This window comes from Synergistaceae bacterium (genome assembly GCA_017443945.1).
Lineage (GTDB): Bacteria > Synergistota > Synergistia > Synergistales > Aminobacteriaceae > JAFUXM01.
The window spans coordinates 1-2,933 of record JAFSXS010000080.1 but is presented as its reverse complement, the minus strand read 5'-3'; the positions used below and the strand labels follow the sequence as shown (position 1 = coordinate 2,933).

The window sequence follows — 2,933 nt, the reverse complement described above, 5'->3', positions numbered from 1 at the left end:
TTGCGGTGTAAGTTTGTCCGTCGATAGTTAAGCGCCAAAAGTCGCCGATTTGAACTTTGTACGGGTTCAAGCTGCCATTTTTGTAATCTGCAATTTTAGTGATAGCTTGATATTGGTCAGCGGTTATAGTTGTACCGAGATATTTCCCGCGTAATTTTGTGCGAATGTCCCATATATTTCCATAATCACCCCATACGCCGCTAACAGTAGCAGCCTCTTGAAAATCTGTAGTGAAGATAGGCTCAATAGATTTTATTTTTTCAAGTTCGGTGAGTCGTGTGCCTGCGTTTACTCCTTCAATAGCAGAAATTTTTGACTTGTTGCTTGTGTTGTCAGTCTCAAGAGTCGTTATGCGCGAGTTTGCTTGTGTCCATTCACCTGCAGCCTTGAGACTTTCAAGCCATTGTGCACGAGTCCCCGTGTAACCGTTTTTAACTGCTACCCCATAAGCATCAAGACTCGCTAACCACTCAGACTCAGTTCCGACAAAGCCATTATCGCAAGCCGCCTTGTAAGCACTCTTGCCCGTCAAAGTCTGCAAATCTTTATCGAGATATCTTGCAACATCGCCGAGTAACTCACTGGCCATTGCTGCAACATCCGCGTTTGAATTTGCTGTCCAGTTGCGAATGATTCTATATTTCACGTTCGAGACTGAAGCGCCCGCATAATTTGTCTTGAGTGTCAAATGAGTGTTATCTGTGATTGTGTCGATTTCATATTCAGTTATGTTATCTATGCTGAACATGTCGCCGGGTTTGAGACCGATTGACTGCCATAAAGTATTTTGACCGGTTATGACATTGCTGTTTTGTGTGGCTGATATTGTGCCTTCCCGATACCAGCGTGTATAATTATTAGCCATTCGATTATCTCCTTATTTAAAAATTGCTTGTCAACGTTAAAATTATACAGTAAAAATTCCTAACTGGCGCATAATTTCATGATTTAGACGCTGATTGTAAAATTTCAAAGTCTCGCCGGTTAATCTTTCTGTTATTTCCTGGTTGCCCAAAATTTGAGGGATTGCAGGACTTATTAATCGCTTAATGTCCCAACGGCCTTTACCGACTCTGACATAAGGATAATATTTGCCTCCGAGTGGGACTAAGAATGCTTTGCCGAGTGATTTAATCCCGTCGCGTTTGACTGCACCGCGTAATTTGCCTTGTCTGCGTCCTAGTTTTTGTTTTCTGGGGGATAAGTAGTAGTCGGCGATAGATTTTTTCTTCCCGCGCGAGATAACTTGTCCGAGATTATTGCCGGTTTTGACTGAGAGAGATTTTTTTATTTCGCTGGATTTGGCGTAATATTTTTCGTTTCCCAATTGTGCGAGTCGTGTTTTCATGTGAGAGACTGTCCGCGAAAGTGCAGATCTTTGCGCAAGATTTAATTTTTTAGGAGTGTTGCGGAGTAATTTTATTGCTTGTTCGAGACCTTGTGTGTTGGCTTCAATTTTTATCATGTTCATTACCTTTCATTAAATTAATTTTTCGCTGCCTATGGGCTCCCCCTTCACTGAATCACAAAATTTTTTTCCCGCAACAGTGCTGAAAATTTGGAGTCGTGTTGTAATTTGCAGTTCCCACCCGCCCACCCGGATTGAATTTAGAGTCGCGTTTACAGCAAAAAGTTTTTACCCCTCTTCAAGCCCTCCATATGAAATTAATACCTGATTGGCGACTGCGATTTGATATTGTTCTAATTTGCGGAAATTTGGCGACGTGATCTCGCACCTTTTTGCACCTGCTTGAATGATCCTATGATTCAATTCTGACGGGTTTATGTCTCGGCCGATTTTCACTTTTTGCCATTTCTGCCAGTCATTTATCGCGTTCAAGACGTTTTGTGCGATTAGTCCTGCTGTGCTGGAATTTTCTTTGTCGATATAATATTTTAGCTCGAGATTGTAATTTATTATTTCCGGCGCGCGTACGTGTAAATAATCTGTGTCCGGCCTGACGTCTTCTCGGTTGCAGGCATTATAGACCGCGTCTAAAATTTCTTGATTGGGGATTTCGCCATCAGTCAATAACGGATAAATTATTACATGACCGGGCGGACATAAATTCGCATTATCATTAGGCCCGATTACAGCTACGTCATTTATATTGCTGTTTGCAGTGCGCGCGTAATAAATGTAAGCTCCTTTGCTGCCTGCGTTGCTAAAACTTTCAGGAGCGATTTGGATTCTTTCACGAAAATTTTCATCTGATTCTAAGTCAGTGCCTCCATTAGACTCGTCAATATTTTCACACTTCATTTCGAACGGGAAAATGTCGACCAATTTTTTTATTTGTCCGATTACATAATTATTGCCGATAGTGCCTGTTTCGGTGCAAGTGCATTTAAGCTCGCAAGATAATTCACCGGCGGGGATTTCTCCTGCTGTGTTGACTGCGAATAAGATATTATTGCCTGGGCTGACTCGTGTACCTTCGGGAATTAAAATTTTTGCGGGCTGAGCTTCAGAAAGAGTAAATTTCACAGTAACAGTTGCCGGACTTGGCTGCAATCTTGTAACACCGAGTAAGGCTCCTAAATGGTCGAGATAATCTCCTGAAGCGTAGGCTAGTAAATTCATTTTTCCGGCGAAGTCTATTAAATTTCTCTGCTGGATAATAACAAGCGCTATGGAGTTGAGAAATAATCTTATAGGGTCTCCGCGAGCTAGTGTGCGTCCGGATAAATTTTCGTATTGGGAAATAATTTCGCTTTCTATGATATCTGCGTTTTTCTCTGCAAAAGTAATATCATTGAGTGTCGGAAATAAATCACTTTTTGTCATAAAATTTTTCACCTCGACTGCAAATTATATCAATCATGGGGAAAAATAAAATTTAAAATTTTGCGGGTGATTGACTTGACCAGAAAAAAATTATTAGCCGGTATAAATGAGTTGATCGCGAATATTTTATCACAAAACGAGACTC

Annotated in this window: 3 protein-coding genes; all 3 read right to left on the bottom strand. The window is 41.1% G+C overall.

Features of this window, described 5'->3' with window-relative positions; translation table 11 throughout:
• Nucleotides 1–865 (bottom strand): hypothetical protein (locus tag IJT21_08490; GenBank protein MBQ7578287.1); only part of this gene is annotated, 865 nt, incomplete at its 3' end.
• Nucleotides 866–907: 42 nt separating this feature from the next.
• Nucleotides 908–1,465, bottom strand: coding sequence for a hypothetical protein (locus tag IJT21_08485; protein ID MBQ7578286.1), 558 nt, complete (start codon nt 1,463–1,465; stop codon nt 908–910).
• 171 nt (nt 1,466–1,636) lie between these two features.
• Nucleotides 1,637–2,788, bottom strand: coding sequence for a baseplate J/gp47 family protein (locus IJT21_08480; protein ID MBQ7578285.1), 1,152 nt, complete (start codon nt 2,786–2,788; stop codon nt 1,637–1,639).
• Nucleotides 2,789–2,933: the final 145 nt, after the last annotated feature.

Excerpts from the sequence above, each read along its gene's own strand:
- IJT21_08485 (MBQ7578286.1), bottom strand. The coding sequence starts at position 1,465 with ATGATAAAAATTGAAGCCAACACACAAGGTCTCGAACAAGCAATAAAA.
- IJT21_08480 (MBQ7578285.1), bottom strand. The coding sequence starts at position 2,788 with ATGACAAAAAGTGATTTATTTCCGACACTCAATGATATTACTTTTGCA.